This is a genomic window from Martelella sp. FOR1707 (assembly GCF_053484265.1).
The window spans coordinates 1-26,147 of the sequence record NZ_JBAKFP010000006.1; the positions used below are offsets into that span (position 1 = coordinate 1).

General features: G+C 61.7%; 24 protein-coding genes. 11 read left to right on the forward strand and 13 right to left on the reverse strand.

From position 1 onward, the window contains the following. Positions 1 to 78: 78 nt before the first annotated feature. The 6 genes from xsc to V6765_RS17080 all read right to left on the reverse strand — a co-directional run bounded on the left by xsc (position 79) and on the right by V6765_RS17080 (position 6,816). Positions 79 to 1,860, reverse strand: coding sequence for a sulfoacetaldehyde acetyltransferase (xsc, locus tag V6765_RS17055; protein WP_448430942.1), 1,782 nt, complete (start codon positions 1,858 to 1,860; stop codon positions 79 to 81). A gap of 12 nt (positions 1,861 to 1,872) precedes the next feature. Next, a complete protein-coding gene (locus V6765_RS17060) occupies positions 1,873 to 3,264 on the reverse strand; it encodes an NAD(P)/FAD-dependent oxidoreductase (RefSeq protein WP_448430944.1) in 1,392 nt (463 codons plus the stop codon). A 12-nt stretch (positions 3,265 to 3,276) separates the two neighbouring features. Then, positions 3,277 to 3,660: a nuclear transport factor 2 family protein gene (locus V6765_RS17065; RefSeq protein WP_448431503.1), complete on the reverse strand. Its 384-nt coding sequence runs from the start codon at positions 3,658 to 3,660 to the stop codon at positions 3,277 to 3,279. Between the two features lie 37 nt (positions 3,661 to 3,697). Further along, positions 3,698 to 5,038 (reverse strand): TRAP transporter large permease, encoded by a 1,341-nt coding sequence (locus V6765_RS17070; protein WP_448430946.1) that lies wholly within the window; start codon positions 5,036 to 5,038, stop codon positions 3,698 to 3,700. Then, a complete protein-coding gene (locus tag V6765_RS17075; protein WP_448430948.1) occupies positions 5,038 to 5,595 on the reverse strand; it encodes a TRAP transporter small permease in 558 nt (185 codons plus the stop codon). Before V6765_RS17075 ends, V6765_RS17070 begins: the two co-directional genes overlap by 1 nt. A 219-nt stretch (positions 5,596 to 5,814) precedes the next feature. Next, positions 5,815 to 6,816: a TRAP transporter substrate-binding protein gene (locus tag V6765_RS17080; protein ID WP_448430950.1), complete on the reverse strand. Its 1,002-nt coding sequence runs from the start codon at positions 6,814 to 6,816 to the stop codon at positions 5,815 to 5,817. 123 nt (positions 6,817 to 6,939) lie between these two features. Here V6765_RS17080 and pdxR point away from each other — a divergent pair, with 123 nt between their 5' ends. After that, positions 6,940 to 8,418, forward strand: a complete 1,479-nt coding sequence (pdxR, locus tag V6765_RS17085) for a MocR-like pyridoxine biosynthesis transcription factor PdxR (RefSeq protein WP_448430952.1) — start codon at positions 6,940 to 6,942, stop codon at positions 8,416 to 8,418. Between the two features lie 3 nt (positions 8,419 to 8,421). Beyond that, a complete protein-coding gene (locus V6765_RS17090) occupies positions 8,422 to 9,201 on the forward strand; it encodes an MOSC domain-containing protein (protein WP_448430954.1) in 780 nt (259 codons plus the stop codon). Positions 9,202 to 9,207: 6 nt separating this feature from the next. On the opposite strand, the gene V6765_RS17095 is transcribed toward V6765_RS17090, so the two are convergent. Beyond that, positions 9,208 to 10,866 carry an FAD/NAD(P)-binding protein gene (locus tag V6765_RS17095; protein ID WP_448430956.1) on the reverse strand — a complete coding sequence of 553 codons (1,659 nt, stop codon included), beginning with the start codon at positions 10,864 to 10,866 and terminating at the stop codon, positions 9,208 to 9,210. Between the two features lie 153 nt (positions 10,867 to 11,019). Between V6765_RS17095 and ggt the strand changes: the two genes are divergently transcribed. Then, positions 11,020 to 12,822, forward strand: a complete 1,803-nt coding sequence (ggt, locus tag V6765_RS17100; RefSeq protein WP_448430958.1) for a gamma-glutamyltransferase — start codon at positions 11,020 to 11,022, stop codon at positions 12,820 to 12,822. Positions 12,823 to 13,074: 252 nt separating this feature from the next. Here the strand turns inward: ggt and nusB are convergent, their stop codons facing one another. From nusB to V6765_RS17125, 5 genes are all read right to left on the reverse strand, one after another. Further along, positions 13,075 to 13,542, reverse strand: a complete 468-nt coding sequence (nusB, locus tag V6765_RS17105) for a transcription antitermination factor NusB (protein ID WP_448430960.1) — start codon at positions 13,540 to 13,542, stop codon at positions 13,075 to 13,077. A gap of 107 nt (positions 13,543 to 13,649) precedes the next feature. Next, a complete protein-coding gene (nrdR, locus tag V6765_RS17110) occupies positions 13,650 to 14,132 on the reverse strand; it encodes a transcriptional regulator NrdR (RefSeq protein WP_018067664.1) in 483 nt (160 codons plus the stop codon). Then, entirely contained in the window at positions 14,132 to 15,436 is a 1,305-nt protein-coding gene (gene glyA / locus V6765_RS17115) for a serine hydroxymethyltransferase (RefSeq protein ID WP_448430962.1), read from the reverse strand. The genes nrdR and glyA overlap by 1 nt, the downstream gene beginning before the upstream one ends. A 145-nt stretch (positions 15,437 to 15,581) precedes the next feature. Further along, entirely contained in the window at positions 15,582 to 16,868 is a 1,287-nt protein-coding gene (locus V6765_RS17120; RefSeq protein WP_448430964.1) for a L,D-transpeptidase family protein, read from the reverse strand. A 122-nt stretch (positions 16,869 to 16,990) separates the two neighbouring features. Continuing rightward, the gene (locus V6765_RS17125) at positions 16,991 to 17,371 is read right to left on the reverse strand and encodes a DUF6163 family protein (protein ID WP_448430966.1); all 381 of its coding nucleotides are present in this window, start codon (positions 17,369 to 17,371) and stop codon (positions 16,991 to 16,993) included. A 134-nt stretch (positions 17,372 to 17,505) separates the two neighbouring features. On the opposite strand from V6765_RS17125, the gene hemB reads away from it, so the two are divergent. From hemB to V6765_RS17165, 8 genes are all read left to right on the forward strand, one after another. Beyond that, a complete protein-coding gene (gene hemB / locus V6765_RS17130) occupies positions 17,506 to 18,528 on the forward strand; it encodes a porphobilinogen synthase (protein ID WP_448430968.1) in 1,023 nt (340 codons plus the stop codon). 63 nt (positions 18,529 to 18,591) lie between these two features. Continuing rightward, entirely contained in the window at positions 18,592 to 19,113 is a 522-nt protein-coding gene (locus V6765_RS17135; RefSeq protein WP_448430970.1) for an AAA family ATPase, read from the forward strand. 122 nt (positions 19,114 to 19,235) lie between these two features. Next, a complete protein-coding gene (locus V6765_RS17140; protein WP_448430972.1) occupies positions 19,236 to 19,703 on the forward strand; it encodes an RDD family protein in 468 nt (155 codons plus the stop codon). Positions 19,704 to 19,797: 94 nt separating this feature from the next. Beyond that, a complete protein-coding gene (locus V6765_RS17145; RefSeq protein ID WP_448430974.1) occupies positions 19,798 to 20,550 on the forward strand; it encodes an arginyltransferase in 753 nt (250 codons plus the stop codon). A 122-nt stretch (positions 20,551 to 20,672) separates the two neighbouring features. Continuing rightward, the gene (mscL, locus tag V6765_RS17150; protein WP_230718992.1) at positions 20,673 to 21,140 is read left to right on the forward strand and encodes a large conductance mechanosensitive channel protein MscL; all 468 of its coding nucleotides are present in this window, start codon (positions 20,673 to 20,675) and stop codon (positions 21,138 to 21,140) included. A gap of 296 nt (positions 21,141 to 21,436) precedes the next feature. Continuing rightward, positions 21,437 to 21,985 (forward strand): ImmA/IrrE family metallo-endopeptidase, encoded by a 549-nt coding sequence (locus V6765_RS17155; protein WP_448430977.1) that lies wholly within the window; start codon positions 21,437 to 21,439, stop codon positions 21,983 to 21,985. Then, on the forward strand, positions 21,975 to 23,042 hold the full coding sequence (locus V6765_RS17160; protein ID WP_448430979.1) for a hypothetical protein: 1,068 nt from the start codon (positions 21,975 to 21,977) through the stop codon (positions 23,040 to 23,042). The genes V6765_RS17155 and V6765_RS17160 overlap by 11 nt, the downstream gene beginning before the upstream one ends. 97 nt (positions 23,043 to 23,139) lie before the next feature. Further along, positions 23,140 to 23,769: a LysE family translocator gene (locus tag V6765_RS17165; protein WP_448430981.1), complete on the forward strand. Its 630-nt coding sequence runs from the start codon at positions 23,140 to 23,142 to the stop codon at positions 23,767 to 23,769. 6 nt (positions 23,770 to 23,775) lie between these two features. Here the strand turns inward: V6765_RS17165 and parC are convergent, their stop codons facing one another. Beyond that, a complete protein-coding gene (gene parC / locus V6765_RS17170; protein WP_448430983.1) occupies positions 23,776 to 26,055 on the reverse strand; it encodes a DNA topoisomerase IV subunit A in 2,280 nt (759 codons plus the stop codon). Between the last annotated feature and the right edge of the window lie 92 nt (positions 26,056 to 26,147).

Genomic DNA, 26,147 nt, shown 5'->3' on the forward strand with positions numbered 1-26,147 from the left:
TTCACCCCTCTCTGCCCCTGTCGGGGCATCTCCCCCTCAAGGGGGGAGATTGTTTTCTGCTTGGCCTCAGATCCCCGCTCAGGCAGCGCCCTTCTGCGGGCGCATGTCGGCGGCATCGATGCCGGCGACGACGACGGGTTTCTTCATCGCGTCGCGGCGGAAAGGTTCGCCGAGTTCCTGGTTGAGCAGCACCTCGATGAAGGTGGTTTCCCTGTTGGCAAGCTGGCGCTCCACGGCGGCGGCAAGCGCCTCGGTCAGTTCCTGCTGGCTGCGGACCTGGACGCCATGCGCGCCGCAGGCCTTGGCGATCGCGGCATAAGAGGTGTCGCGGTCGAGCTCGGTGCCGACGAAGTTGTTGTCGTACCAGAGCGTCGTGTTGCGCTTTTCCGCGCCCCACTGATAGTTGCGGAAGATCACCATGGTGATCGCCGGCCAGTGATCGCGCCCGCAGGCGGTCATCTCGTTCATGGAAATCCCGAACGCGCCGTCACCCGCAAAGCCGATCACCGGCGTATCGGGGTTGCCGATCTTGGCGCCGAGGATCGCCGGGAAGCCATAGCCGCAGGGGCCGAACAGGCCGGGCGCCAGATATTTCCGGCCCTTCTCGAAGGTCGGGTACGCGTTGCCGATCGCGCAGTTGTTGCCGATGTCAGAGGAAACGATCGCCTCCTTCGGCACAGCCTGCATGATCGCCCGCCAGGCCTGGCGCGGCGACATCAGGTCATGATCGCGCTCACGCGCGCCCGCGTTCCATTCCGTGCCCGGATCGTCGTCTTCATGATCGAGGCTCGTCAGCTCCTGCGCCCAGCGCGATTTCGTCTGGGAGACGAGATGCTTGCGATCCTCGCGCCCGGCATCTCCGGCATTGGCGGAAAGCCCGGCCAGAATGCCGCGCGCCACCTTGCCCGCATCGCCCTGAATGCCGACGGTCACCTTCTTGGTGAGCCCGATGCGCGAGGCATTGATGTCGACCTGGATGATCTTCGCATCCTTCGGCCAGTAATCGATGCCATAGCCCGGCAGCGTCGAGAACGGGTTGAGGCGGGTGCCGAGCGCCAGCACGACATCGGCCTTGGCGATGATCTCCATGCCGGCCTTGGAACCGTTATAGCCGAGCGGGCCCATGGCCAGCGGATGGGAGCCGGGGAAGCTGTCATTGTGCTGGTAATTGCTGCAGACCGGCGCATCGAGCCGCTCGGCAAGCTGGATCAGGTCCGGGATCGCGCCGGAAAGCACGACGCCAGCGCCCGAAAGGATCACCGGGAACTTCGCTTCCGAAAGCAGCTTCGCGGCCTCGGCAACCGCCTGTTCGCCGCCCGCCGGTCGTTCGAAGGCGACAACCTGCGGCAGATCGACATCGATCACCTGGGTCCACATATCGCGCGGAATGTTCATCTGCGCAGGCGCGGAATTGCGCCATGCTTCCATGATCACGCGGTTCAGCACTTCGGGAATGCGCGACGCGTCGCGGACTTCTTCCTGGTAGCAGACGCAATCGGCGAACAGCCGCATCTGCTCCATTTCCTGAAAGCCGCCCTGCCCGATCGTCTTGTTGGCGGCCTGCGGGGTCACCAGCAGCAGCGGGGTATGGTTCCAGTAGGCGGTCTTGACCGGGGTCACGAAGCCGGTGACGCCGGGGCCGTTCTGGGCGATCGCCATCGACATCTTGCCGGTGGAGCGGGTGAAGCCGTCGGCCATCAGCCCGGCATTGGTTTCATGGGCGCAGTCCCAGAAGGTGATGCCGGCTTTCGGAAACAGGTCGCTGACGGGCATCATGGCAGAGCCGATAATGCCGAAGGCATGCTCGATGCCGTGCATCTGCAGAACTTTGACGAATGCTTCCTCGGTGGTCATTTTCATCGGTATTTTTCCTTATTTCCGCTCGTCACGGTAATGATAGAGTTGATAGAGGCCCCATTGTCCGAGCCGGCGGAAGGGCGTCTTCCAGCCCTCGTGTTTCAGTTCATTGCCGTAGATCGGCAGATTGGGAATCGGCTCGCCGGCAACAAGCTGCGCCATGCGGCGGCCGGCCATGGCCGAATACATCACCCCGTTGCCGCCATAGCCGAGCGAATAATAGGCGCCCGGCAGGTCCGGCATGCCGGTGATGCGCGGCATCATGTCGTGGGAAACATCCACCCAGCCCCACCAGCTGTAGTCGAGCTCGACATCGGCCAGCGCCGGGAACTTGCGGGCGATGGCATCGCGAAGCCCTTTCAGATGCGCGGGATTGGAGGCATCGCGCCCGGTGATCGCCGCGCGCGAGCCGATCTGCAGCCGGTTGTCGGGCAGCAGCCGGTAGTAGTTGCGCAGCGTGCGGGTATCAGTCAGCGGCGAAAGTTTCTTGATCCCGACGGACTTCAGTTCGTCATCGGTCAAAACCCTTGTGACGACGCTGTTGGACATGATCGGCAGCAGCCGGTCTTTCACTCGTGGATGCAGCCCGCGCGGCGCATAGGCGGCGGTGGCAACGGCCACGCGCTTTGTGCGCACCGTGCCGCGCGGGGTCTTCAGATAGTGGACGCCGTCCCTGTATTCCCAGGCCTGGACCGGGCTGTCGGTATGCACCTTCGCGCCCAGTTCTCGGGCAACGCGCAGATAGCCGAAGGCGAGCCTGGCGGCATGGATACCGGTGCCGTCCGGCTCCCACATCGCGCCATGGGCCTCCATGTCGCGGGCGACCGTCTCATGCAGTTCCTCGCGGGAGAGCATCCGCGCGCCATAGCCGAACTTGTCGTTCAAAAGCCGCGTCTCGGCCTCCAGCGACGGCATGGCGGATGCCTTGTGGGCGATATAGTAATGACCGCCATCCTGCGGCTCGCAGGCAATGGCGTGGTCGCGCACCAGCCCGCGAAACAGGTCGAAGGCCTCGACCATCTCGTCGTGCAGCGCGCGCGCCGTCGGAAGATCCCAGCGCTCGATCCACTGGCTGCGCTTCAGCCGACCGGCGCTGATCTGCGCCTGCCCGCCATTGCGGGTGGAGCAGCCATAGGCAACGCCGTTGGCCTCCAGCACGGTCGCCTTGATGCCATGCATCTTGGCAAGGTGGATCGCGGTCGAAAGCCCGGTATAGCCGGAGCCGATCACCACCGCGTCGACGTCCATGTCGCCGGTCACGGGGCCGTCATCCTCAGGCAAATCACCGGCGGTGCCGATCCAGTAGGTCGGCGCGTAATCGCTGCCCGGGCCGAGGGTGCGGTCGGTCAGGGGATCATAATGCGGATCGAAGGGTTTCGATCCCAGGCGTTTTGCATTGACCTGCATGATCGTCTCACATCACTTGGCGGGTATTGCAGGCCGCTGCTTGCGGATCGCCTGCTTTTCGACAATCTGGCCGTCCCTGATCCGGAACAGGTCGACGCCCTGAACCTCGGTTCGGGTGCCGTCGGGATTGGTGGCGCGGAAGGTCCACTGGCTGACGCCCCGGGTTCCGTCCTCCGACAGGAAATGACTGTGATCGGCCCACTGGACGTCCGGCATCGCGGTCCAGACGCCGACGAAGGCCTTGGCGATCGCCTCCTTGCCCTCGATCCGGTTGCCGTATTCATGATCGCCGGCGACGGTGAAGAACACGCAGTCATCGGCGAAATGGGTCATCACCCCGTCGATATCGTGGCGGTTGAAGGCGTCGAACGTGGCCTTCAGATCGTCGGCGGACAGTTTCTTGTTATGTGCAGTCATGGGAATTTTCCTTGCCCTAGTAGCCCATCATCCTCGGCAGCCAGAGAGAGATTGCCGGGAAGCTTGCGATGATGAAGATTGCGATGACCGAGGCGATCGCGAACGGTATTGCGCGCAGGCTGATCCGCTCGATCGAAATCCCGGAAATGCCGGATGCGATGAACAGGTTCTCGCCAAGCGGCGGGGTCTGGAAGCCGACCGAAAGCGTGCAGATCATCACGATGCCGAAATGAACCGGGTCGATGCCCATCATGTAGGCCACCGGCAGCATGACCGGCACCAGGATCATGATCGCCGCCAGCGTTTCCATGAACATGCCGATGATCAGCAGCAGGCCGATGACCATGGCCCAGATCACATAGAGATTGTCGGTGAGCGACAGGATGCCTCCGGCAATCACGCCCGGCACGTCGTTTTCGACCAGTATCCGGCCGAAGATCGTGGCCGCGAACAGCACCAGCAACACGCGACCGGCAAGCCAGGTCGTGGTGTCGAGCGCCTTGATCACCTGACGGACATCGAGTTCGCGATAAATCACAGCGCCCACGAACAGCGTGTAGAAGATCGCCACGATCGCGGCCTCGGTGGGCGTGAAATAGCCTGAATAGATGCCGCCGAGGATCACGACCGGCGCAAGCAGCGCCCAGAAGCCGTGATAGCCGGCACTGGCGACGCGACGCAGCGAGAACGGCTCGTCGGAACCGTGGAAGCCGCGGATCCGGCAGCGGATATAGTTCATGGTCAAAAGACCGCCCGCCATTACCACGCCCGGCAACACGCCGGCGATGAACAGCTTCGAGATCGACACCGACTGGAACACGCCATGGGCTTCCACCGCTTCCGGAGGCGGCTGCATGCCCATGGCCGAAATGCCAAAGATCACCATCGGGATCGAGGGCGGAATGATGATTCCGAGACCGCCCGCCGCCGCCGTCACCGAGGCGGCATAGCCAGGGCCGTAGCCCTGTCGCGCCATGGCCGGGATCATCAGCATGCCGACGGCGGCCGTGGTTGCAGGGCCGGAACCCGAGATCGCGCCGAAGAACAGGCAGGCCATGATGGTTGCTGCCCCCAGCCCGCCGGTAAACGGACCGGCAAGGCTTTCGGCAAAGGCGATCAGCCGTCGCGACAGACCGGCAGCCTCCATCAGCGCACCGGCCAGGATGAAGGCGGGCAGCGCCATCAGCGGGAATGAACCCACCGACGACCACGCCATCTGCACCATCTTGATCGGGTTATCGCCGAGATAGAGCATGGCGGCGAGCGAGGCGACGCCAAGCGCCACGGTGATCGGCGCGCCGAGGATCAGAAGACCGAAGAACGAGCCGAACAGGATTTCAATCAGCAGGCCGTCCATCAGGGGTGCCTCCGCGCATAGGCGCGCTTCTCGTCGGCGGCGAATTCCATCGCCGCCTCGACGCTTGCCTTGTCCGGATCGGCCGGGTCGATGCCCATGACCAGTTTCATGTAGTTGACCTGCAGGATGCGGATCGTCATCAGCGTGAAGGCGATCGGCAGCGCCAGATAGATGTAACGCATCTCCCAGCCCAGCGTCTGGGCCTTAACGAACGGCTTCAGACGGCCGATGAAATCGATCGATTCGATGATGAACACGATGTTGAAGGCGATCCAGAACGCATCGCCGATCGCCTCGACAATGCGGGCCTTCTTGCGCGACATCGCGTTCAACTGAAAGGTAACGCGGTTATGGGCGGCGATCCGCGCCGCATAGGACGCGCCGAAATAAGCGAACCAGACGAACAGGATGACCGACAGTTCCTCGATCCATGTGATCGAGAAACCGAACAACTGGCGGGCGACGATCTGCACGAACAGAAGCGTCACGAACACGGCCAGCAGCACACGGCACACATGGCTTTCGAACTTGTCGACAAATGACCAGAATGCGGACATGGCAACCTCGGGAGGATTGGCGTGGACGGCGATGGCGGGAGGGGCGCGAGCCTGTCGGTGTACGGCCTGCACCCTCCTCCTCTCGAGTCATGCTCGGGCTTGACCCGAGCATCCAGGCGACACGGAACAGGCTGCCTGGACCCTCGGGTCAAGCCCGAGGGTGACGCATGAGAGAGAGGACGGGCGGAGCGTACCGTTGAGGTCAGCGCCCCTCACCCATTACTTCGCCGGTTCGCGGCCGAGCGAGGTCAGCACGTTATCCAGCACTTCCTTGCCGCCGATCTGGTCGTAGAATTTCGGCCAGACGGCCGTGGTAGCGAGGTCGATGAATTCCTGCTCGTTATTGGCCGGATCGGTGATCTCCATGCCGCGGCTGACGAGCTCTTCCTTGATCTTGGACTCTTCCGCCCGCAGGAATTCCGACGAGGCCTTGGTCGCGGCTTCGCCTGCCGCCAGCACCTGCTGCTGCTCTTCTTCCGAAAGGCTTTCAAACAGCGCTTCGGAGATGATCAGCGGCTCGATCGAGAAGATGTAGTGCAGGTTGGTGATATATTTCTGCACCTCGTCGAACTTCATCGCATAGACGGTCATGTAGGGGTTGTCCTGGCCGTCGACGACCTTCTGCTGAAGGGCCGCGAAGGTTTCGCCCCAGGCCATCGGCGTCGGGTTGACGCCCCAGCTCTTGTAAGTCTCGATCATGATCTCGTTCTTGGGAACGCGGATCACCAGGCCCTGCAGATCCTCCACGGTCGAGACCGGCCGCTTGGAGTTGGTCAGAACGCGGAAGCCGGAATAGGCCCAGCCGATGATGCGCACGCCGGCATCCTCGATGGTCTGCTCGATCATCTGCTGGCCGATCTCGCCCTGGGTAAGCTGCTCGGCGTCTTCCTGGCTGAGGATCACGTAAGGCAGCGTCAGCGTGCCGACCGACGGCGAGAACGGGGTGATGTTGTTGATCGCGAGGATCGAGAAATCGAGCGTGCCGGTGGCAGCCGCCGTCACGGTATCCTGCTCGTCGCCGAGCTGTCCGTTGAGGAACAGCTTGCCGGTCATCTCGCCGCCGGACTCCTGCTCCAGCGCTTCGATGAAAGCAAGGCCGAGCGCTTCCTGTGTGCCGCCCGCGCCGTCGCCCACGGCAATGCGGTATTCGGTTGCGGCGGCCGGCAGGCTCAGCGCGAGCGCGGCCACGGCGCCGGTCACAAAACGGGTGAGAATGGTCATTTGTAGTCCCCTACTTTTGGATTTGTACGCCGCTTGATTGAGATCGCGGTCGCTTGACGGCCGTCAAGATTGCAGCAAGCGCGGTTCCGCGATATGTCCAGTTTGCAGCTTCGTTAGGTCCAGATGAAAAACACGATCGCAGCCGAGAGCATTTTCCTGCGCGCCGCCGACGCGTCGACCCTGCAGGGGCGGCTCGCGGCAGCCCTTGTGCGCGCGATCCTGGAAAGCGGTGCGCGGCCCGGCACCCGTCTGCCGTCGAGCCGCAAACTTGCCGAAGCGCTGGGCCTGTCGCGCATGACGGTGACGCTGGTCTATCAGGAGCTTGTCGGCCAGGGTTATCTCGAAACCCTGCCGCGCTCGGGCGTCGCGGTCGCCGCCACCGCGCCCCATCGCGGATTGAAGATCGCCGGCGCGACCGCGGGCGACGCTTCCCTTGACTGGTCGCAGTGGCTTGCCGACCATCCGCCGCCACGGCGGGTGATCCGCAAGCCGGCGGATTGGCGCAGCTATCGCTATCCCTTCATCTACGGCCAGCCCGATCCGCGGCTCTTCGATCACTACGCCTGGCGCGATTGCGCCCGCCGGGCCCTCGGCAGCCGCGATTTCGGCGATCTTTCCACCGATCGCTACGGCAACGACGATCCGCTGCTGATCGACTATATCTGCTCCAACACCCTGCCGCGGCGTGGCATCCATGCCCGGCCGGATGAGGTGCTGGTCACGCTCGGCGCGCAAAACGCGCTCTATATCGCGGTGGAGCTTCTGTGCCGGGCCGACCGGCGGGCCGTGACCGAGGAACCGGGCTACCCCGATATCGCCGAGACGCTGCGCCGCTCGCAAAGCCCGGTCACCTTCCTGCCCGTCGATTCGCTCGGCCTGAATCCGGAAACGCTGCCGGAGGATACGCGGCTGGTGATGATCACGCCCAGCCATCATATCCCCACCGGCTCGACCATGCCGCTCGGCCGCCGCCAGGCGCTGCTGAACCGCGCGGCCGCCCAGGATTTCGTGATCGTCGAGGATGATTATGATTTCGAGATGTCCTATCTCGGCCCCTCCGCCCCGGCGCTGAAATCGCTCGATACCGAGGGCCGCGTTCTCTACATCGGCAGTTTCTCGAAGTCGCTGTTTCCCGGCCTCAGGATCGGCTATCTGGTTGCCCCGGCCCCGCTGATCGCGAAGGCGCGGGCGCTGAGAACCATGCTGCTGCGCCATCCGCCCGGCCACCTGCAGCGCATCACCGCCTATTTTTTGGCGCTCGGCCATTATGACGCCCATATCGTGCGGCTGCGTGGCGCGATGGTGAAGCGGCGCGCGGTTCTGGATCAGGCGCTTGCGAAAAGCTGCCTGACGCTCGAAAGCGCGGCGGTGGCAGGCGGCGCGAGCGTGTGGCTGAGAGGCCCCGACGGGCTCAACAGCGCGAGGCTCGCCGAGGAGTTGAAGGCCGACGGCGTGCTGATCGAACCCGGCGCGGTGTTCTTCGAAAACCCGCCCGAGCCCTGCCCGCTGTTCAGGCTCGGCTACGGCTCGATCGATTCGTCCGATATCCCGCGCGGGATCGAGCTTATCGATGCGGCGGTGAAACGGGCAAAGAAGATTTGAGGCATGGACGAACCGATCGGAATCGAACACATTCCGGAAATTGATCAGGAGGTCGGAATGGAGCCGCTCGGTGAAATCATTGAAATCTGGCGTTACCCCGTCAGTTCGCTCGGCGGGGAGCGATTGACCTCCGCCGTGCTCGGCAGCGACGGCATTGCCTTCGACCGCGCCTGGTGCATCTGCGATGCCGACACCGGCGCGCCCGCGGCCCCCGAAAAGGAATTGCGCTGGCGGCCGGCGCTATTTCTCGGCGCCAGACTTGGCGAGGACAACCGGCCAGAGATCGGTTTTCCCGATGCTGAATGGATGGGCGTAGACGATGCGGCGCTTGCCGAAAAGCTTGCGGAGCATTTCGGTTTCGCCGTTGAGGTGCGCCCCTATGCGCGCAATGATGCCGGGCCCACGGCAACCAACCGCTACCTCCCTTCTCCGCTCCATCTGGTCACCACCGATGGCTTGAAGCACCTTGCCACCCTTGCCGGGAGCGATGAGGTTTCTAGCCGACGCTTTCGCCCCAATGTGGTGCTCAAGACGCCGGGCCTCGCCGGTTTTCCGGAGAAGGAATGGCTGACGCAGCGGCTGCAGCTCGGCGAGGCGATGATCATTGCCTTCGAGGAGACCCGCCGCTGCGGCATGACGATCGCGCCACAGCCGGAGATTTCCGAAAATGCCGATATCCTGCGCTCGCTGCTGCGCCACAACCGGCGCAATTTCGGCATCTATTGCACGGTCGAGCAACCTGGCTTCATCGCCACCGGCGATATCGCAAGCCGCGCCGCCTGATCGCATTCAGGCGGCCGTCAGCGCGTCCTCAGCCTCGCTTTCGAGGATCGCGGCCGAGATCACCACGCCGATATCGCGGGCCGAGGTAATGCCCTGCACGAAGGGCAGCTTGTGCAGCAGGAAGGAGATCGAACCGCAATAGAGGTTGCGCGAGAGGTTTTCGGTGAAGATCGGGCGGAAGGCCGCATCAAGATCGACGCCGCCGGTGCGCACCATTTCGTCCGCCATAAGACTGCCTCGCGTCGACGCGGCGCTGACAACGCCCTGCCCCACCAACGTCGGGAACGGCAGATCGCGGGCGGAAAGCGAACTCTGGCCGGTCGCGTCGATAAAGGCGTCGAAGCCCAGCTCCTGCCCCGCAAAACGCACGACGGCGCCGCGCTGAACGCTCTCATTGTCGATCTCGGCATCGTCGCCGATGGCGCGGACCTCAAGCTTACCGGCGCGGTGCAGCGCCAGCAACCGGCGGATCGAATCATGCGGCACGGTGGCATAGTCGTCGACGAACACGGTCTTGAAATGCTTGTGGAAGCGCTCGAGATCGGCGGCGTCCAGATGCGGAATCGCCTTTGCGATCACCTCATGCATGCGGAGAATCGCATAGCGCCACTCGACTGTATACCGGCGCTGCTGGTTCATCTCGGCTTCCGCGAGGTTGCGCGCGGCAAAGGCGAAGGGATCAGCCGTCTGACGTTCGTGGAAATAGGCCGGCGCCAGCGTTTCGACCGACAGCATGGAAAGCCCGATGCGTGCGGCATAATCAGGATCGGCGAGCGTCAGCTCCTGCCTGAAAAGCTCGAAAATGGCGTCCAGCAACCCGTGTTCATGGGTGGCGATCAGCCGCTCGATCGCCTCCTCGGTGCAAAAGACCAGCGGGCGATAGGGAATTTCGCAGTAGAAATCCGCTTCCGGCAGAATGCCCTTTCGCGACATCATCGTCGCGTGGAAGCCTTCCGTATCGGCATGCGGCTGATATTGCAGATCGCCGTGATCATCCAGAAGAAAACCGCCATGGGCGGTCGCGACCGTGATCAGCGCATCGATGCCGCTGAGTGAAGTGCCGAGTATGCCGACCTTTGAGGCCGGGATCGACTTCAGCGCCGGCGCGGGCCAGGGCGAGACGAAATAGCCCGGACGGGTTTCTGTCGCCTCTGGCCAGTCATGGCCGGTTGCCAGCACCACATGATCGAAGACCGCCTTTTCGTAGTCGCCGGCCGGCGTTTCCACCGTCAGTTCGATAGCGTCGCGCATCAGCGCGATGTCGGAAACGCGGTGCGCCGCCTTCACTACGATCCGGTGACCGTTTTCGCACCCCTGCTGAACGAGCCCGAAAAACTGCGCTTGAAGATACTCGCCGAGCACCACGCGGGTGTAGAAGGTGCGTTCGGCAATGGCGTCGCGGGGGATGCCGAAAGCCTGGAGCGCATCGTCGTCCTGGCGGCGCAGCCACGCGGTCAGGCTCTCGCAGATCGGCGGAATCTCGATGCTGGCGATGTTGGAGAGCATCGCCCGGTCATTGATGTGCGGCTGGTAGGGCATGCCCTTGCCCGGCATGTCCTCGCGCTCGAAAATCGTGATCTCGAGCGGCGCGTGCTCGCCGATCAGCCCCTTGAGCGTGTAGATCCCGGTGGGGCCGGAGCCGATGATCGCGATTTTGGAAGACATTGAGGAGAACCTCTGGAGAACTATCACTACTGTAACAGTCGAGCGGCCCCATAAGTTCCCGCTTTGCCGCAGCCTTCCTTGACGCGGCCGAGTATTTCTGGCGCACTCTGCTCAAGCTTGCGCGCATCAAGCGCAGAAAGAGGAGACAGGGGAATGATGAGATTGATCGCAGGCAGCGCTTTGGTGGCGCTGTTGACTGTTCCGGTCGCGGCCCAGCAGGCCGCCGACTCGGTTGCCCCGGAAATCGGCACGACGGAGGTCGGCTTTTCCGCCGTCTCGCCCGAGGTCGAAGCGGCCCTTGCCGCCAAGGCGGAAGGCCGGCCCGTCGAAGCCGAGAAATGGATGGTCGCCGCCGCCAATCCGCTGGCCGTGGAAGCCGGCGCGCGCGTGCTCGCCGAGGGCGGCAGCGCCGCCGATGCGATGGTGGCCGTGCAGGCGGTTCTGGGCCTTGTCGAGCCGCAATCCTCCGGCATGGGCGGCGGGGCGTTTCTGGTCTGGTACGACGCCGCGGAAAACCGGCTGACGACGCTCGACGGCCGCGAGACCGCGCCGCGCATGGCAACGCCGAAACTGTTTCTCGACGACAATGGCGAACCGCTTCAGTTTTACGATGCCGTGGTCGGCGGCCGTTCCGTCGGCACGCCCGGCACGCCGATGCTGATGCAAGCGGCGCATGAGCGCTGGGGCAAGCTCGAATGGCAGGCCCTGTTCGACGAGGCCATCGCGCTCGCCGAAGATGGCTTTGCCGTTTCGCCCCGCCTTGCCGGCCAGATCGCCGATGACAGCGAACGCCTCGGCCGCTTCACCACCACCGCCGATTATTTCCTGCCGGGTGGAGAGCCGCTTGCCGCGGGCGACCTGCTCCAGAACCCGGCCTATGCGGAGACGCTGACGGCGCTCGCGGCAAATGGCGCTGACGCGTTCTATTCTGGCGCGATCGCCGAAGACATCGTCGACACCGTGCGGGGCGCCGAGGGTAATCCGGGCGTGCTGGCGCTGGAGGATCTCGCCGCCTATCGGGTGATCGAACGCGACCCGGTCTGCGTTGCCTATCACGGCTATGACGTCTGCGGCATGGGGCCGCCCTCCTCCGGCGCGCTCACCGTCGGCCAGATCCTCGGCCTCACCGCCGACAAGGACCTCGCAACGCTGGGCCCGGACAATCCGGAAAGCTGGCGGCTGATCGGCGATGCCTCGCGCCTCGCCTTCGCCGATCGCGGCCGCTACATGGCCGACACTGATTTTGTGCCGATGCCGCTGAAAGGGCTGGTCGCGCCGGATTATCTGAGAATGCGCTCAAAGCTGCTCGACGGCGACAAGGCTCTGGAGACGGTGGAGCCGGGCCTTCCCGCCTGGGATCACGCCATGATCCGTTATGGCGACGGGACAGCCATCGAACTCCCCTCCACCACCCAGATCGTCATTGTCGACGGCGACGGCAATGCGCTTTCCATGACATCCACCATCGAAAACGGCTTCGGCAGCCGGCTGATGACCAAGTCCGGCTTTCTGCTGAACAACGAGCTCACCGACTTCTCCTTCGCCACCCATGACGATGCCGGCTATCCGATCGCCAACCGCGTGGAACCCGGCAAGCGGCCGCGCTCATCGATGGCACCGACCATCGTGATGAAGGACGGCAAGCCGGCGCTGGTCATCGGCTCGCCGGGCGGCAGCTCGATCATCGGCTATGTGGCCCAGGCCATCATCGCCTATCTCGACTGGGGCATGAATGTGCAGGAAGCCACCGCCATGCCGCATCTCCTCAACCGTTTCGGCACTTACGACATCGAGGCCGGAACCGATGCGGAGGCGATGGCTGGGCCATTGGAAGCTATGGGATATGAGGTGAAGATCGGTCCGCAGACGTCCGGCCTGCAGGCGATCGCCATCGAAAACGGCATGCTCTATGGCGGAGCCGATCCGAGGCGAGAGGGGATCGCGATCGGTGAGTAACAGCGACGCCCCGCTAACCGGCGTCGACGATTGACTACGGGACCCGAACCTTGCTCCCAATACTCTCTCCCGCTGGCGGGAGAGATGCCCCGAAAGGGGCAGTGAGGGTGGTTCAGCGTTTCAAATCGTGAGGGCGTTCGTGGGGATGGTCTCCCCCCTCACTGTCGCTTTCGCGACATCTCTCCCCTCCGGGGCGAGAAGATCGGGGGCTATGCGGCGCCGTTTGCGGAGATGATACGCAGTCTGTCAGGATCAGTTGGCGTTGGGCTGACCGCGTTCGCGACGGGCTATGCGGTCCAGCACCGCGTGGACGAGCTTGCCCTCTTCGCCTTCGAAAAAGGCGGTGGCGATCTCGACATATTCGGTGACGATGACGGCGGTCGGCACGTCGGGCTTGGTGACGATTTCGAAAACGCCGGCGCGCAGGATGGCGCGCAGCGTCGAATCGAGGCGCGACAGCGTCCAGCCCTCGGAGATCGCGCCGGCGATCATCGGGTCGAGGGTCTTCTGATCCTTGACGACGCCGGTGACGATCGCGCGGAACCAGGCCGGGTCGGCCTTCAGATAGGTATCGCCGTCGACTTCCTTGCCGAGACGGTAGACCTCATACTCGGCCAGCACATCGGCAAGCGCGGTTCCGCCGATATCCATCTGATAGAGGGCCTGAACGGCGGCGAGGCGTGCTGCGCCCCGCTGGTTGGCGGTCTTTTCCGTGGTCATGATGCTCCTCGCAATCCTGTCAGGATGCGGTCAGTAATTTTGCGCGACAGCGCTCGTTGTGCCGCTAAACCATGGGCGCAGGCGGCTTGCAAGTGTTTTGGCAAATTTCAGTCGTGCTGGACGCCGGTTTCGCGGGCAATCTTGGCCGAAAACTCGGTGATGATCTCCTCGAAATCCTCCGTGGTGGAGAAATCGCGGTAGACCGAGGCGAAGCGCACGAAGGCGACGTCATCGAGGTTTTTCAGCGCTTCCAGCACCAGAAGGCCGATTTCCTCCGACTGCACTTCCGGCTCGCCCGAGCTTTCCAGACGCCGGACGATGCCGGAGACGGCCCGCTCGATGCGTTCGCGCTCGACCGGGCGCTTGCGCAGCGCGATCTCGAAGGAGCGCACCAGCTTGTCGCGGTCGAACGGCACCTTGCGGCCGTTCTTCTTGACCACGACGAGCTCGCGCAACTGCACGCGCTCGAACGTGGTGAAGCGCCCGCCGCAATCCGGACAGACGCGCCTGCGGCGGATGGACGTGTTGTCCTCCGCCGGGCGCGAATCCTTGACCTGGGTATCAGGCGAATTGCAGAACGGGCAGCGCATCAGCCCATATAGCCATACATCGGGAAGCGCGCGGTGAGGTCGACCACCTTGTCGCGCACCGCGGCTTCAACGGCGGCATTGCCCTCGTCCGAATTGACCTGCTTCAGCCCGTCGAGAACCTCGACGATCAACGAACCGATCTCGGCGAATTCCTTCTCGGTGAAGCCGCGCGTGGTGCCGGCCGGCGTGCCGAGACGGACGCCGGAGGTCACGAACGGCTTTTCCGGATCGAAGGGGATGCCGTTCTTGTTGCAGGTGATGTAGGCGCGGCCAAGTGCGGCTTCCGCGCGTTTGCCGGTGGCGTTCTTCTTGCGCAGGTCCACCAGCATGGAATGGTTGTCGGTGCCGCCGGAGACGACATCGAGCCCGCCTTCCATCAGCGAGGCGGCCAACGCGCGGGCGTTCTTCACCACCTGTTCGGCATACTGCTTGAATTCCGGCTGCAGCGCCTCGCCGAAGGCAACGGCCTTGGCGGCGATGATGTGCATCAGCGGCCCGCCCTGCAGGCCGGGGAACACGGCCGAATTGACCTTCTTGGCGATATCGGCGTCATTGGTCAGCACCACGCCGCCGCGCGGGCCGCGGAGAGACTTGTGGGTGGTGGTGGTAACCACATGGGCATGCGGACACGGAGACGGATGCACGCCGCCGGCGACGAGACCGGCGATATGGGCCATGTCGACCATGAGATAGGCGCCGATCGAATCGGCGATCTCGCGGAAACGCTTCCAGTCCCAGATGCGCGAATAAGCGGTGCCGCCTGCGATGATCAGCTTCGGACGATGCTCCTCGGCCTTGGCAGCGACCTCGTCCATGTCGATGCGGTTGTCGTCCTTGGAAACGCCGTAGGAGACGACGTTGAACCACTTGCCCGACATGTTGACCGGCGAGCCGTGGGTCAGGTGACCGCCCGAATTGAGATCGAGACCCATAAAGGTATCGCCCGGCTGCAACAGCGCCAGGAACACGGCCTGGTTCATCTGCGAACCGGAATTCGGCTGAACATTGGCGAATTCGACGCCAAAAAGCTTCTTGGCGCGCTCGATCGCCAGTTCCTCGGCGATATCGACGAACTGGCAGCCGCCATAATAGCGCTTGCCCGGATAACCCTCGGCATATTTGTTGGTCATGATCGAGCCCTGAGCCTCGAGCACGGCACGCGAAACAATGTTCTCGGACGCGATCAGTTCGATCTCGTGACGCTGACGACCGAGTTCCTTGCCGATCGCATCAAAGATATCGGGATCGGTGTCGGCAAGCGAACGGTTGAAAAAGTTCTCGGTAAACGCGGTCTGACTGGTCATCGCGGGCTCCTCAGGGTTTATCGCGGAAGCATTCCGTAAAGGCGCTTGCGTTCTAACGCCGGCCTTCAAAACGTGCAATAGACGAATGCCGCCGCCAAGCATTGCTCAGCGGCGGCATTTTCAATGCTCAATACGAAGGAAAGGCCTATTCGATGCCGGTCGTGGTCTGCAGCGCCAGTTCCGGCGCGCCATCGAGATTGTAGATGTCGTCGCGGAACTGCACGATCCCGTCCTTGGTCGACCATGCGGTGATGTAGACGAAATGGTTCGGCACCGGATCGGCAAGGTTCACCGGCGTGGAAATGCCGGCATGGATCGTTTCCTCGATCTTCTGACGGTTCCAGCCGGGTGTGTTCTTCAACAGCCAGACATCGAGATCGCGAACGTTTTCGATACGCACGCAGCCCGATGATTCGAAGCGCAGTATGTCGTTGAACAGCGACTGGCTGGGCGTGTCATGCATGTAGACGGCATGCTTGTTGTGGAAGTTGATCTTGGTCGAGGCCATGGCGCTGTTGGGGCCCGGATCCTGACGGAAGGTCAGGTTGGGGGCCTTCTCGGCGTTCCAGTCCACCGTCAGCGGATCGACTTCCTGGCCCTTGTTGTCATAAAGCCGGATCTTGTTGTCGACCAGATAGTTCGGGTCCTCGCGCATCAGCGGCATGATATCCTTCTGGATGATCGAGCGCGGCACGGTCCAGGGCGGATTGAAGATGATCTCGAAGATCTTCGAGTTTAGAAGCGGCGTCGGTCGCGACGGACGGCCGACAATGGCGACATTGCGCAGCGCCACGACATTGTTTTCCACCGCTTCGCAATAGGCCGCCGGAATGTTGACCAGAACGTAGCGCTGGCCGAGATCGGAACCGAGATCCTCGACGCGCGCCAGATTGGTTTCGAGCTGGGCGAGACGTACGGCTGCGCTGACGTTGAGCGCCTTCAGCGTGTACTCGTCGATATAGCCGGTTTCGGCGAGGCCGTGACGGGCCTGGAACCGCTTCACCGCGCCCTGCACATAGGAATCGTAGGAATCGGAAATGCCCGCTTCCTGCGGCAGGTCGCCGGAGACGATCAGGCGCTGGCGCAGCTGGCGCACCGACGGATCATAGACGCCGAACTGGAGCGGCACATTGGGATGGACTTCCGGCCAGCCGCCATTGGCGTTGATCCGCTGATACTCCGCCATCGCCTGCATGATGTTCATCGGCGCGTTCGGGCTGAGGATCGGCTGGTTGGAGCTGACGGCGGCCTGCGCGCGCGAGGTGACGGCGTCAAACTGCTCGTCCCATTTGCCGCGACCGGGCGTGTTGATCAAAGCGTCGACGGCCGATTGCGCGGCGGCAAGCTTTGGCAGCGCCACAGCGCCCGCAGCGGCGGCGATGAAACCGCGTCGCGACACGGTCCTGACGGTCTTGTTCAGGTCTTTTGTCATAGAATCCAGTTCTCTTCTGTCCCGCGGGCGTCGAGGACGCCTCTATGGATGTGCCTTGCACATCAATATGGCCAATTGTTGTCGGGTTTCAAATCGTTCCCGACGGCATTTTTCGGCAGATTCTAGCGCCGACGAATGAAGGCAAGGTAAATCCAGAAAGCGGCGTAGAGGCCAAACAACAAAACGTGAATGCCGATGAGTGCGGCGGCGGTCCCGACCAGGAACATTTCGACGGCCGCTCCGATGGCCCACAGCACCAGCCCCCAGCCGACGCCGAACCAGAGCCCCGCCGCGGCGGCGGGATAGGCCACCGCGAGCACGACCTCGACGATGCGTTCGTTGGAACTGACGAGATCGAACCGGCCCGTGCCGGCAAGGCCGATCAGCTCCGCCCAGTTGTAGAGCGCGATCGCCATCAAGAACGCGGCCACGCAGCGCTTGAAGACCATGAAGGCCATCTGCGAAAAACTGGGTTGTGGCGGACGGTTCTGCTCGGAATTCATCGCCGCCTTATACGCTTCAAAAATCGAAGTTACAAACCCTGACGCAACGCCGTTAAGCGACAAAATGGCGTGTTTGTCCGGGCGGTGCGACATGCTACAAGCCGGACCTGAACAGGAAAGCGCCGGAGAAGACAATGAACGAGCCGAACGACAAGACCCATCTCGTGGACAGGATCACCGGTCACCGCCGCATGCGCCGCATCCGCAAGGCTGACTGGACCCGCCGGCTGGTGCGCGAAAACAAGCTCACGGTCGACGACCTGATCTGGCCGGTCTTCGTCATTCCGGGCGACAATATCGAGGAACCAATCCCGGCCATGCCGGGGGTTTCCCGCATGAGCGTCGACCGGCTGGCGGAAGCGGCGAAGAGGGCTGCCGATCTCGGCATTCCCGCGATCGCCACCTTCCCCAATATCGAGCTCGAAAAGCGCGACATGTCGGGCTCGGAAATCCTCAACCCCGACAACCTCATCAACCGCGCCACCCGGGCGCTGAAGAAGGCCGCGCCCTCGCTCGGGGTGATCACTGACGTGGCGCTGGACCCGTTCACCAGCCATGGCCATGACGGGATTCTCACCGGCGAGGAAATCGTCAACGACGCGACCGTCGACCATATCTGCGAGGCCGCCGTCGCCCAGGCCGAGGCCGGCGCCGATATCATCGCCCCTTCGGAAATGATGGACGGCCGCATCGGCGCGATCCGGGAACGCCTCGACATGGCGGGATTTCAAGACGTAGGAATCATGTCCTATGCCACCAAATTCTCCTCCGGCTTTTACGGCCCCTATCGCGAGGCGATCTCGACCAAGGGTCTCTTGAAGGGCGACAAGGCGAGCTATTACATCGACACCGCCAACGGCACCGAGGCGCTACGCGATGCAGCGCTCGATGTCGAGGAAAGCGCCGACATGCTGATGGTCAAGCCAGGCCTGCCCTATCTCGACATCTGCTGGCGCATCAAGGAAGCCTTCGGCCTGCCGGTGTTCGCCTATCAGGTCTCCGGCGAATACGCGATGATCAAGATGGCCGCCGAGCGCGGCGCGATCGACGGCGACCGTGTGATGATGGAAACGCTGCTGTCGTTCAAGCGCGCCGGCTGCGACGGGATTTTGACCTATTTCGCGATCGAGGTCGCGGAAAAGCTGGCGAAGGGTTGATCACTACCAAGGTGGCGCTCAGCCGACCATATACGGATCACGGATGTCAAAGGACGAGTCGAGGTGGCAGCAAGAACGTCGGATTTTCCTTTTGAGCGTACACTGATCATGGGCAACGGAGGGTCGGGCAAGACTTGGCTGGCGGTTAGGCTGGCCGACGCCTTCTCGTTGAAAGCCGTTCACTTTGATGACCTCCATTGGGAGCCGAACCGGTATGGCGTCGCAAGAGACAGGGCCTTGCGGGATGCCGATGTCCACGCGGCGTCTCTGGAGGATGAATGGGTCATGGAGGGTGTTTACGGCCAACTCATAAATATCGTCTTTCGTCGCGTGACAACCTTGATTTGGCTCGATCTGCCTGAAGCGGCATGCATCAAAAATGTTAAGGACAGGGGTATACAGGGCGGAGAAAGCGAAGACAGCTTTTCAAGCCTCATCTCCTGGATCGCCGAATATCGCAGCAGAAAAAACAATTGGAACTCATACGATGCCCATCAGAAATTCTTTGAGTTCCACAGCGGTCCCAAATTTCTTTTAAAGAACCGGGCAGATATAAACGAATTTCTTCAAGACGCGATAGACTGAAGGGGCAATTAGAAAGACGCCAAGGCACAGACAAAATATCGGCCGCGGCTGGCCCGGTTTGTTGCATTCCACCGGAAAATCCCCACATCCGCCTAAACCACTTAACGGCAACGGAGACATCGATGAGCCTCGAACGCAACATGACCTATTCGGCCCCGCCGGCCAGCGACGCCTATTCCGGCGTGCTGTCGCGGCGCGTTCTGGCGTTCATCTTCGATTATATCGTGATCGCCATCCTCTGGGTGCCGGCCGCGGTGCTGCTGTTTTTCGTCGGTATCGCCACGCTCGGCCTCGCATTCTTTCTCTATCCGGTGCTCTATTTCATCGTGGCGGGACTTTATTTCGGCTTCAGCCTCGGCGGTGCGGCCCAGGCCTCGCCCGGCATGCGGGCGATGGGCCTTCGGATGCTGCGCACCGACGGCCTCAGGATCGATTTTCTGACCGCGCTGGTGCATCTGGCGCTGTTCTGGCTTTTCAACTCGCTGCTGACGCCGCTGATCCTGCTGGTTGGCCTGTTCACCGACCGCAAGCGCCTGCTGCATGATTTCCTGATCGGCGCCGTCGTGGTGCGCGAGGAAGCGCGCTATTGAACTGCGGGAAACGCTCATCCCGCAAATCAGAAGGTTGACGTTCCCGCGAATTGCGCCATCCTGTGATTAAGTTTCGTTGCATGGTGCGCCGGGCATGAATACGCAAACCACTCAGTCGCCACAGTTCTATCTGACAGCGCCGGCGCAATGCCCGTATCTCGAGGCGGAGCGCGAGCGAAAGGTGTTTACCCATCTCGTCGGCCCGCGCGCCGGCGAGATGAACGACCTTCTGACCCAGGGCGGGTTCCGCCGCTCGCAGAACATCGCCTATCGCCCGGCCTGCGAACATTGTCGCGCCTGCGTTTCCGTGCGCATCGTCGCCAGTGAATTCGTTCCCGGCCGCTCGCTGCGCAAGACCCAGGCCAGGAACGCCGATCTCGTCGGCGTCGAACGCCCGGCCTATGCCACCGCCGAGCAGTTCGACCTGTTCCGCACCTATCTCGACAGCCGCCACCAGCGCGGCGGCATGGCCGATATGAGCCTCGACGATTACAAGGTGATGGTCGAGGAAACCCATGTGGAGACCCGCCTGATCGAGTATCGCGTGGCGACCGGGCTTCTGGAGGAAGAGGGCGAACTGGTGGCGGTCGCGCTCTCCGATTTCATGGTCGACGGGCTGTCCATGGTCTATTCCTTCTTCAACCCCGCCTATGTGAAGCGCTCGCTCGGCAGCTTCATGATCATTGACCATGTGGAACGCGCCCAGGCGATGGGCCTGCCTTACGTCTATCTCGGCTATTGGGTGAAGGGCTCGCGGAAGATGGACTACAAGAAACGCTTCCAGCCGCAGGAACATCTGACCGGCCAAGGCTGGGAACGCGCCGACCCGGGCGATTTCGAAGCCTAGCCCGTCACGCCGTTCCGTATTTTTCGCCCGCCCCATGTAGAAGCCGGCGTGTCCCTGCGCTAAATTCCCTGACGATTATCAATGCGATGCGCCAGCGCATCGCCGAACAGGGGTCAGAACGCATGCTGAAAGAGTTCCGTGATTTCATCGCAAGAGGCAATGTCGTCGATATGGCGGTCGGCATTATCGTGGGGGCCGCCTTTACCGCGATCGTCCGTTCGGTGGTCTCCGACCTGATCGATCCGGTCATCGGCCTGATTATCGGCGGCATCGATTTCTCGGACATGTATGTGGTTCTGAGCGGCAGCGTGCCGGACGGCGCGAGCCTTGCGGCCGCGCGCGAGGAAGGAGCTGCGATCTTCGCCTATGGCGCCTTCATCACAGCGGTCATCAACTTCATGATCATCGCCTTCGTCGTGTTCATGCTGGTCAAGGCGATCAACCGCATGCGCGCGGCCGCCGAGGCCCACAGGAAGGCCGCCGAGGAGCAGGCCGCCGTGGCCGATCCGCCGCCCGGCCCGAGCGAACTTCAGGTGCTGCTCGAAATTCGCGACGAGTTGAGAAAGCGGGACGCCAACGCTGCATCGTGAAATCCGGTATAGCGTAAAGAGCCCGGCCATGATCGGCGCAGGTTCGCCGATCATTTTTCCCTGGCGATGACGGCAAAGCCGATGCGTTTGAGATCAAGCGATTTGCGGTCGATGGCTTGCCGGGCCAATTCGAACGGATTTGATACGTGCGGGGCAGTTCAGACACCATTGAAATCGATTATTCTTTAAACTGAAACCCATTAATCTCAACTTTACCGAATCTCTTCCTATATATAGAATAAAGGAACGAATTAGGAACATCCCCTGCATCGTCACTCGAAGAGGGAGAGAGAGCGATGAGTGCCAGTATGGATATTGAGAATAAACTTGTGACCTACCACCCCCCCATACCTTCTCGGGTCAGCAAAGCCAACATGTTTGCATTCGCTGAAAAGCAGCGAAAAATTGCTAAAATATCGAACGGGTTTGACCTACCCGATTTGATTCGCAGAAATGGCGGCGAGATCGAATATATAAGTGCGTTTGATGAAGACCAGACCGACGCGGTAGTGGTCGAGCCGGATGGTAAATTCCTGATCCGCCTGTCCTCGCATACTAGTTCATTAAGAGATAACTTTACTCTGGCCCACGAGCTTGGCCATAAATTAGTCCATTGGCCTAAAGTCCGGAGGACCTTTCCTGGACAAGGCATGAAGGCAACCCGAAGCGTTGATGAAAGCGATTCTGACCTCGTCAGATGCGAATGGGAAGCAAACTGGTTTGCGTCAGCATTCTTGATGCCGGAACAAGAATTTAGAGAAGCATACGCCTTAGGGGTCGCGAGCGACACGTTTGGCGTCACACAAGCGGCTGTGAAAGTAAGGGCCAAAGCTCTTGGAATCTGAGTCTTCTCCGAAGCGGTACGACCCTGCTGAGTATCGCGTTCGGTTATTCCTGTCTGTCGATTTGAGCGGCTCCACAGCGTTCAAAAATTCAACGGCTGGCGAGGATCGAGAAGAGGGTATCACACCTAAGTGGGTGACGGTTTTTCAGCAGTTTTATGGCGATTTCCCTAGCCGCTACCGCGGAAATTACCAGAAGCAAGCTAATGAACTCGACGGCGACCATGAGTGTCCAGTGATATGGAAAGCGGTCGGAGACGAACTTGTTTTCTGTTCTCGCGTGAAAAACAAAAAGGCTGTAGTAACTGCGGTTAGCGCTTTCATCGATACACTGCATGATTATCGCAAGCACCTGGTTGACGAAGGAATTGATCTTAACGTCAAAGGCTCTGCTTGGCTCGCCGCATTTCCGGAACCGAACCGGGCTGTTCAGCTGAAAAAAACAGAAAGTGATGAAGAGTTTTTTTCAGCATCAGAAGCCCTCGAAAATGCAGCCGACACCCGACCATTTGATTACGATTTCCTAGGAAAAGCCATAGACACCGGGTTTCGTGTCGCCAGCACCGCGACGCGCGAACGTTTTACGCTGAGCGTACAGCTGGCAAGACTATTTACTAGCATACCTGAAGGCTCAGGACTATCTTATCAAATACGAATAGACCTCCCAACTGAACTAAAAGGAGTAAACAAGGGAATACCCTACCCTATGATCTATATAGACACAATGAATCATTTGACTACAAAAAAATTTAGAACGAAAGAGCGAGAAATACTTCAACTTTCTGGCAACGTTAGCAATGAAAGTATTTCTGAATATCTTCAAGCCTACTGTGAAGTAGTTGGAACGGATGAAATCGTACTACCAGAAAACAACGAAAGCGAGACCATTCCCCCTCCAACGAGCTACCAAAAGCTTAGAGATTTGATCGCAACACACTTTGACCAAGAGAAAGGAAGAGAACCACAAAACAACGGCAATGGAAACGACGATGGTCCGTCTGAAGAGGACTCCGATATCGGGGACGAGCTAGAACCACTCGAAGATAGTAATGACGACTGAATAACTCCTCGGCGCGATGCACTCGATCGTGACGCAGTGTAGATCTGAGCTTACCTTACATCGAACGATTCGCCTGAACGGAAATAAAGGCACTACCATGCTCACCTACTACCTCCCGCAACTCATGCTCGCATGGTCCATCCTGCTGGTGGGCGTGTTTTCCCCCGGGCCGAGCGTGATGCTGATCCTGGGCGTGGCGATGGGTCAGGGGCGCGGGTCTGCTGTGGCAACCGCGCTGGGGGTTGCCTGCGGCAGCATGACGCTTTCGATCGCCACCGTGCTCGGGCTCTCGATCATTTTCGCAGAGATTGCCCATGCGATGGAGATCGTGCGCTTCGTGGGCGCGGGTTATCTGTTCTTCCTGGCGTTCAAATCCTTCGGCAAGATGCTCAAACCGCCGCCGCTTTCGCCGCTCATGCCGGGGCTGCGATCGTTCCGGCGGCAGGTCGCCGGCGGCTATTTGCTGCAGGTCTCCAACCCGAAGGCGATCATGTTCTGGCTGGCGATCGCCGGCGTCGGCGGCGTTGGCGATGCCCCCGCCCATATCGTCGTGCTGTTCGTCGCGGGCTCGTTCATGCTGTCCTTCACCGCCCACGGCGCCTATGCCCTGCTGCTCTCCAGCGCCATGGTGCACGCCGGCCTCACCCGCTTCCGCCGCGTGGTGGAAGCCGCGCTTGGCGGCTTCTTCGTCTTCGCCGGCGTGAAACTGCTGACGGCGAAGGTGTGAGGGCCCCTACCCCTTGAACTTGCCGTTCCGCGGGAACCCCTTGGGCGCGATGCGGCCGGCCATGGCGCGGTCGCCGCGCCATTCAAGCAGTTCATCGGCGGTGCGCATATGGGTGCGGCCGGCGCTGTCGGTCCAGCTAAGTCCGTCGGCGATCGCGAAGCATTTCGCATCCGAGAGGCCGCCATCCTTGTAGCGCTGCAGGCGCACGCCCTTGCCGCGGGCCATCTCGGCGACCTGCGACATCGGGAACACGATCAGCTTTCGGTTTTCGCCGATGACGGCGATATGGTCGCCCGCCGCCGGCGTCAAAAGCTTGACCTCGTCCTTCGCCGAAACATTCATCACCTGCTTGCCCTTGCGGGTGTTGGCGACCATCTGGTCTTCCTCGATGATGAAGCCGTTGCCGGCGGTGGACGCGATCAGTTGCTTGCGACCCGCCTCATGCACGAAGGCGGTGACGACGTCCTGATCGGCGTCAATATCGACCATGATCCTGAGCGGCTCGCCATGGCCGCGCCCGCCGGGCAGCTTGTCGGCGCCGAGCGTGAAGGCCCGCCCGCCGGTGGTGACGATCAAAAGCTTGTCCGTGGTCTGTGCCGGGAAGGCGAGCTTCAGGCCATCGCCCTCCTTGAACGAGACGCCGGAGGTGTCGACATGGCCCTTCAGCGCCCGGATCCAGCCCTTTTCGGAGATGACGACGGTGATCGGCTCCTTCTCGATCATCGCCTGCTGGATCGCCTCGACGTCGGTATCTGGCGCGATGTCGAAGGTCGAGCGGCGGCGGCCGAGTTCGGTGGCCTTGGCAAAGGTTTTCTTCACCTCGCCAATCTCCCAGGCGACCGTCTGCCACTGCTTTTCCTCGGAGGCGAGCAGCGCCTCGATATCGGCCTTTTCCGCCGTCAGCGCATCGAATTCCTTGCGGATTTCGATTTCCTCCAGCTTGCGCAGAGCGCGCAGCCGCATGTTGAGGATCGCCTCGGCCTGGACGTCGGTGATCTCGAACCGGGCGATCATCACCGCCTTGGGCTCGTCCTCCTCGCGGATGATCTTGATCACCTCGTCGAGGTTGAGGTAGGCGACCAGCAGGCCGCCGAGGATTTCAAGCCGGCGGTCGATCGCGGCAAGGCGATGGCGGGAGCGGCGCTGCAGCACTTCGCGGCGGTGGCCGAGCCATTCCTTCAGCACATCGACAAGGCCCATCACCTTCGGCACCTTGCCCTGCGACAGGACATTCATGTTCATCGAGAAGCGCTGTTCGAGATCGGTGAGCTTGAACAGCGATTCCATCAGCAGCGCCGGGTCGACTGCGCGCGATTTCGGCACCAGAACGACGCGGATGTCCTCGGCCGATTCGTCCTGGATATCCTCCAGCAGCGGCAGGCGGCGGGCGATCAGGAGTTCGGCGATCTTCTCGATCAGCCGCGATTTCTGCACGCCATAGGGAATTTCGGTGACAACGATCTGATAGTTGCCGCGGCCGAGATCTTCCTTCTCCCAGCGCGAGCGCAGCCGGAAGCCGCCACGGCCGGTCTTGTAGGTTTCGACCATCGAGGCGAAATCCTCGACGATGATCCCGCCGGTCGGAAAATCCGGGCCCTGGATCATGTTCGCCTTCGGCCCGTCGGCATCCGGCAGCGTCATGATGTCCTCGACGGTGGCATCGGGATGCTTGATCAGGTAGATCGCCGCCTCGCACAGCTCATGGGCATTGTGCGGCGGAATCGAGGTCGCCATGCCGACGGCGATGCCGGTGGAGCCGTTGGCGAGCAGGTTCGGGAAGGCGCCGGGCATCACCACCGGCTCCTCGTCCTCCTCGTTATAGGTCGGCCGGAAATCGACGGCATCCTCGCCTATGCCTTCCAGCATCAGCGCCGCGACATCGGTCATGCGCGCCTCGGTGTAGCGCATGGCGGCCGCGCTATCGCCGTCGATATTGCCGAAATTGCCCTGTCCGTCGACCATCGGATAACGCTGGGCGAAATCCTGCGACAGGCGCACCAGCGCGTCATAGATCGAGCCGTCGCCATGGGGGTGGAACTTACCCATGACATCGCCGACGATGCGGGCGCATTTCTTGTAGGCGGCGTTCGGGCGCACGCCGATCTCGCTCATGCCGTGGATGATGCGGCGGTGCACGGGCTTCAGCCCGTCGCGCACATCCGGCAGCGCCCGGTGCATGATCGTCGAAAGGGCATAGGCGAGGTAGCGTTCCTCAAGGGCCTTGCGCAGGTCGACCGCGTCAGTGTGTCCATCGCCATTTTCAGGCGGCGTAATTTCTTTTCCCATGGGTTTCTGTTAGAGGATACAACCCTTGCCCGCAAGGCGCGGCTGCCCGCAATCCCCTGAAAACAAGGGAAAACGCGCCGCATTCACCGGGC

Coding starts and splice junctions, on each gene's coding strand:
- pdxR (WP_448430952.1), top strand. CDS start 6,940: ATGAAAAACACGATCGCAGCCGAGAGCATTTTCCTGCGCGCCGCCGAC.
- V6765_RS17075 (WP_448430948.1), bottom strand. CDS start 5,595: ATGTCCGCATTCTGGTCATTTGTCGACAAGTTCGAAAGCCATGTGTGC.
- V6765_RS17155 (WP_448430977.1), top strand. CDS start 21,437: ATGAGTGCCAGTATGGATATTGAGAATAAACTTGTGACCTACCACCCC.
- parC (WP_448430983.1), bottom strand. CDS start 26,055: ATGGGAAAAGAAATTACGCCGCCTGAAAATGGCGATGGACACACTGAC.
- V6765_RS17125 (WP_448430966.1), bottom strand. CDS start 17,371: ATGAATTCCGAGCAGAACCGTCCGCCACAACCCAGTTTTTCGCAGATG.
- V6765_RS17120 (WP_448430964.1), bottom strand. CDS start 16,868: ATGACAAAAGACCTGAACAAGACCGTCAGGACCGTGTCGCGACGCGGT.
- V6765_RS17090 (WP_448430954.1), top strand. CDS start 8,422: ATGGACGAACCGATCGGAATCGAACACATTCCGGAAATTGATCAGGAG.
- hemB (WP_448430968.1), top strand. CDS start 17,506: ATGAACGAGCCGAACGACAAGACCCATCTCGTGGACAGGATCACCGGT.
- V6765_RS17095 (WP_448430956.1), bottom strand. CDS start 10,866: ATGTCTTCCAAAATCGCGATCATCGGCTCCGGCCCCACCGGGATCTAC.
- nusB (WP_448430960.1), bottom strand. CDS start 13,542: ATGACCACGGAAAAGACCGCCAACCAGCGGGGCGCAGCACGCCTCGCC.
- mscL (WP_230718992.1), top strand. CDS start 20,673: ATGCTGAAAGAGTTCCGTGATTTCATCGCAAGAGGCAATGTCGTCGAT.
- V6765_RS17140 (WP_448430972.1), top strand. CDS start 19,236: ATGAGCCTCGAACGCAACATGACCTATTCGGCCCCGCCGGCCAGCGAC.
- xsc (WP_448430942.1), bottom strand. CDS start 1,860: ATGAAAATGACCACCGAGGAAGCATTCGTCAAAGTTCTGCAGATGCAC.
- V6765_RS17060 (WP_448430944.1), bottom strand. CDS start 3,264: ATGCAGGTCAATGCAAAACGCCTGGGATCGAAACCCTTCGATCCGCAT.
- nrdR (WP_018067664.1), bottom strand. CDS start 14,132: ATGCGCTGCCCGTTCTGCAATTCGCCTGATACCCAGGTCAAGGATTCG.
- ggt (WP_448430958.1), top strand. CDS start 11,020: ATGATGAGATTGATCGCAGGCAGCGCTTTGGTGGCGCTGTTGACTGTT.
- V6765_RS17070 (WP_448430946.1), bottom strand. CDS start 5,038: ATGGACGGCCTGCTGATTGAAATCCTGTTCGGCTCGTTCTTCGGTCTT.
- V6765_RS17080 (WP_448430950.1), bottom strand. CDS start 6,816: ATGACCATTCTCACCCGTTTTGTGACCGGCGCCGTGGCCGCGCTCGCG.
- V6765_RS17165 (WP_448430981.1), top strand. CDS start 23,140: ATGCTCACCTACTACCTCCCGCAACTCATGCTCGCATGGTCCATCCTG.
- V6765_RS17145 (WP_448430974.1), top strand. CDS start 19,798: ATGAATACGCAAACCACTCAGTCGCCACAGTTCTATCTGACAGCGCCG.
- glyA (WP_448430962.1), bottom strand. CDS start 15,436: ATGACCAGTCAGACCGCGTTTACCGAGAACTTTTTCAACCGTTCGCTT.